The 4,355-nt window shown below is 64.4% G+C and carries 4 protein-coding genes; 2 read left to right on the forward strand and 2 right to left on the reverse strand.

Annotated elements, in window-relative coordinates; genetic code table 11:
• Positions 1-560, reverse strand: a 560-nt coding sequence (locus EN925_RS24995) for a LysR substrate-binding domain-containing protein (RefSeq protein ID WP_128337007.1), incomplete at its 3' end; no start/stop codon positions are given.
• A 113-nt stretch (positions 561-673) separates the two neighbouring features.
• On the opposite strand from EN925_RS24995, the gene EN925_RS25000 reads away from it, so the two are divergent.
• On the forward strand, positions 674-1,081 hold the full coding sequence (locus EN925_RS25000) for a 4-oxalocrotonate tautomerase family protein (RefSeq protein WP_013532540.1): 408 nt from the start codon (positions 674-676) through the stop codon (positions 1,079-1,081).
• 123 nt (positions 1,082-1,204) lie between these two features.
• Positions 1,205-3,427 carry an AMP-binding protein gene (locus tag EN925_RS25005; protein WP_064993130.1) on the forward strand — a complete coding sequence of 741 codons (2,223 nt, stop codon included), beginning with the start codon at positions 1,205-1,207 and terminating at the stop codon, positions 3,425-3,427.
• Positions 3,428-3,454: 27 nt separating this feature from the next.
• On the opposite strand, the gene EN925_RS25010 is transcribed toward EN925_RS25005, so the two are convergent.
• Complete coding sequence (locus EN925_RS25010) at positions 3,455-4,201, reverse strand: phosphatidylcholine/phosphatidylserine synthase (RefSeq protein ID WP_224621703.1); 747 nt, start codon at positions 4,199-4,201, stop codon at positions 3,455-3,457.
• Between the last annotated feature and the right edge of the window lie 154 nt (positions 4,202-4,355).

Genomic DNA, 4,355 nt, shown 5'->3' on the forward strand with positions numbered 1-4,355 from the left:
GGATCGAGCAGCGCCAGCGGCAGTTCCTCCTGCCGCGTGGCCAGCCCCTTTTGTGAGCATAGCCATATCATCGGCTCGCGCAGCACGCCGACTTCGTCCGCCGCTGCCGTCTGGCGCATGACGATCGCCAGATCGAGGCCGCCAGACTGCAGCGCCTGCGCCAACTCGGCGGAACGGCCGACCCGCAGTTCGATCCTGACGCGCGGATGGCTGCCGGCGAAAGCACGCAGCAGATCCGGCAGGCCGCTGTCGGCAAAATCCTGCGTCGTGCCGATGGCAACGCGCCCGGCAGCGCGGGCGCCCTTCAGCGCCAGCCAAGCCTCGCGATGGACGGCAAGAATGCGCTTGGCGTGGCCGACGAGATCCTCACCCGCCGGCGTCAAACCACGTCCCCGCCCCTGCGGCGCCAGCAGCGGCTCACCGACGACTTCCTCCAGCCGCTGCATCTGGGCGGTCACCGCCGAGGGCGAACGGCCGATGCTTGCAGCCGCCTGGGCCAGCGAGCCGCTGTCGACGAAAGCAAGGAAGGTTCGGAGCAGATCGGGATCGAGCGTTTCCATACTTCGATACTATCGAAGTATCATTTAAAAACAATTCGATTTTTTTGACTAAAAGGTGGTGGCATGGTTGTTTCAACGGCGATCGGACGCCGCTCAAGCCAAGGAGAAGAAGAATGCCTATCATCAACATCAGCGTCACCGGCAAACCTGACGCGGCGCTTTCCGCTCGCATCGCAAAGGAGGCCACAGAAATCACCGCGACGCAGCTGCGCAAGGACCCGACGATCACGGCAGTTGCCGTGTCCTATGTCGATCCGCAGCACTGGTTCGCCGGCGGCAAGTCGCTGGCCGAGCACGGCACCAACACGTTCTGGCTTGATATCAAGGTGGTCGACGGCACCAACACCAAGCTTGAGCTGGAGGCCTATCTGAAGGCGATCTTCGCAGCCTTCGGCCGTCTGCTGGGCGGCGTGCACGAGGAGAGCTACGCCTTCGTGCATGAAGTGCCGGCAGCCGCTTACGGCTATGGCGGCAAGACGCAGGAATTTCGTTTCATCAGTGGACGGCTGCAGGCGGCGTGAGAAGCAGCTTCCCGCACCAAGGGAAGCAAAAGCTCCGCATTGACCTTGCTCCCACATCGTCTAGGTTCTGGCCGACACGGCCGCAAAGAGCCGAGATGCTAAAAACGTTGGGAGAGACGCGGCATGATCCTGACACTGGCGCTGCTTGCGGGTCTTGTTCTGGCCTGGCTCCTGATTGGCGTGGCGGAAAAATTCCGCCTCGGCCTACGCTTCACCCAGGCGCTGCTCTATGTCCCGTTCAAGCTTGCCTACCGGATCGGAGACAGCCGCATCAGGATCGCCCGCAAGGCGCAGGCCCCAGTCATCTACGTCATCTCTCATCAATCGCGCTTCGAGCCGGCGCTGATGCTGTCGCTGCTGCCGGAAGACACGCTGCATATTCTCGATGAGGTCTCGGCGCGCTCGCCGTGGCTCGAACCTTGGCGCGAGCTTGGCCGTACCATCGCCTTCAACGCCGAACATGTCTTCGTCAGCCGCCGGCTGGTGCGGGTGCTGAAGGGCAAGGGCCGGCTCGCTGTCTATCTGCCGGATGCAGTCGAGCCCGACGTCAAGACGTTTCGGTTGTTTCGTGCCGTCACCCGCATCGCCATGCAGGCCGATGCCAAGATCGTGCCGATCTTCGTCGGCGGCGCGCGCAGCCTGCCGGTGTCGCTGACGCCTGGGGACAAGGCGCCACGACACTGGTTTCCGCAACTGTCGATCAGCGTGCTGGAGCCGATGACCATCACTGAGTTGGTGGCGCGCAACCCCGAGCAGGCCTCGAACACCAACGCGCTGTTCGACCGTGTCGCCGAGGCGCGGCTCTTCGGCACCAACCTCGATCGTGGCCTGTTCCTGGCCATGCGCGATGCCGCCGACCGCGTCGGCGCTTCGCATATCATCATCGAGGACGTGATCTCCGGCGCGCTGAGCTACCGCAAGCTGTTCATCGGCGCCCGCGTCCTGGGCAGGCGCTTCGAGGCGGTAACGGCTCCGGGCGAGGCAGTCGGCGTGATGCTGCCCAATGCCAATGGCGTCGTGCTGTCGCTCACCGGCCTTCTGTCGGCCGGCCGGGTGGCGGCGATGATCAACTACACGGCCGGGCCGGCGAGCGTCACCGCGGCCGTGCGCACGGCGGTGATAAGGACCGTGATTTCGTCCCGCGCGTTCGTCGAGAAGGCCGACCTTGCCGATATCGTCGCGGCGGTCGAAAAGGGCGGCGCCAGGCTTCTCTGGCTCGAGGATGTGCGGGAGAGCGTCACCGCGCTGGACAAGCTTGCCGCCGCCTTGCTGTGGCGCTGGCCGCTGCAGCGACAGGACGCGGCCAAGCCGGCGGTGATCCTGTTCACCTCGGGCTCGGAAGGCACGCCGAAGGCAGTCGTGCTGTCGCACAAGAACCTTTACGCCAACGCCATGCAGGCTGAGGCGCGCATCACCATCTCGCCCGCCGACATCCTGCTCAACGTGCTGCCGGTGTTCCATTCGTTCGGCCTGACGGGCGGCACCATCCTGCCGCTGGTCACCGGGGTAAAACTGTTCCTCTACCCCTCGCCGCTGCACTACAAGATCATCCCCGAGGTTGCGCGCAAGGTGAAACCGACCATTATGTTCGGCACCGACACGTTCCTCGCCAACTATGCGCGTACCGCCAAGGACGGCGATTTTTCCAGCCTGCGCTTCGTCGTTGCCGGCGCCGAGGCGGTGAAGCCGGAAACCCGCCGCGTCTATCGCGAACGCTTCCAGGCCGAGATCATCGAAGGGTTCGGGCTGACAGAGGCGGCACCGGTGGTTGCCGTCAACACGGCAATCCATGGCCGCGACGGTACCGTCGGGCGGCTGCTGCCGGCCATGCGCATGAAGCTTGAGCCGATCGAAGGCATTTCCGATGCCGGCCAATTGTGGCTCGACGGACCGAACCTGATGATGGGCTATATGACATCGGACCGCCCCGGTGAATTGCAGCCGCTGACGGGCTGGCACGACACCGGCGACATCGTCGCTGTCGACCGCGAAGGCTTCATCACCATTCGCGGCCGCGCCAAGCGCTTCGCCAAGATCGCCGGCGAGATGGTGTCGCTGGGTGCTGTCGAGATGCTGGTGCAGTCGTTGTGGCCGGAAGAACGCCATGCGGCGGTAGCGGTGCCGGACAAGAGGCGCGGCGAGCGCATTGTGCTGGTCACCACCGCCGACGACGCCAATCCCGACGAGTTGCGCAGATTCGGCAAACAAGCGGGCGCCGCCGAACTGATGGTGCCCAACGACATCGTCAAGGTCGAGGAAATCCCGGTGCTGGGTTCGGGCAAGACCGACTATGTCTCGACCCGAAAGCTGGCGATCGACAGGCTGGGGCTCGGCGTCGCGGCCTGAGTCGGATCAAGCACTTCCGCCGACCTTCTAACCTATATCCGAAGGCGGTACCTTCTCGCCCTCCAGCTTGGCGCGTTTCGAATAGGCGCGCACACTGAACGGCAGGAAGATCAGGTAGCCGGCAACCGAAGCGGTCAGCGTGTACCAGGGGTAGGTCATCAGCAGCAGTACGTAGAGCACGACACCCAGGATGATCGGCAACACCCTGTCGCCCGGGATTTTCAGGCTCTTGCCGGAATAGACCGGCAGCCGGCTGACCAGCAGGAAGGCGACCAGTATGGTAAAGCCGGTGGCGACGAAGGCCGCTGGACGACTGGGCTCCAGCCCTGTGCGCAGGAAATAGAGATAGAGCGGCAGCATCACCAGCACAGCACCAGCCGGCGCCGGCACGCCGACGAAATATTCGGACTGCCATATCGGGCGGTCGGCCTTCTCGTCGTCGAGCACGTTGAAGCGGGCGAGCCTTAGCCCGCAGGCGATGGCGAACAGCAAGGCCGCAATCCAGCCCGGCGAGCCGGCACGGTCGAGCAGGAAGGCATAAAGCACCAAAGCCGGGGCGACGCCGAAATTGACGATGTCGGCCAGCGAATCCATCTGGGCGCCGAATTTGGAGGTTGCCTTCAGCATCCGCGCCAAGCGGCCATCAATGCCGTCGAGGAAAGCGGCCAGCAGCACCATCACCACGGCCGGCTCGAAGCGGCCTTCGAAGCCGAAGCGGATGCCCGACAGACCGGCGCAGATGGCAAGCACGGTGACGAGGTTGGGCAGCACCATGCGCATCGGGATCTCGCGGATGCGCGGACCGCCGCTGGCATGGGCCTCGAACTTCTTATACTGCGTGCCCACGGCTCAGGAAATCCGCACGAGGGGTGTGCCGGCGACACCGCCGAATTCGGCCAGCACCGAGAACGAGCGCAACGGCCTGGTC

Source organism: Mesorhizobium sp. M7A.F.Ca.US.006.04.2.1 (assembly GCF_004022915.1).
Taxonomy (GTDB): Bacteria; Pseudomonadota; Alphaproteobacteria; order Rhizobiales; family Rhizobiaceae; genus Mesorhizobium; species Mesorhizobium ciceri.

Bases quoted from the DNA above. Each gene is read 5' to 3' on its own strand.
- EN925_RS25000 (WP_013532540.1), top strand. From the start codon at position 674: ATGCCTATCATCAACATCAGCGTCACCGGCAAACCTGACGCGGCGCTT.
- EN925_RS25005 (WP_064993130.1), top strand. From the start codon at position 1,205: ATGATCCTGACACTGGCGCTGCTTGCGGGTCTTGTTCTGGCCTGGCTC.
- EN925_RS25010 (WP_224621703.1), bottom strand. From the start codon at position 4,201: ATGGTGCTGCCCAACCTCGTCACCGTGCTTGCCATCTGCGCCGGTCTG.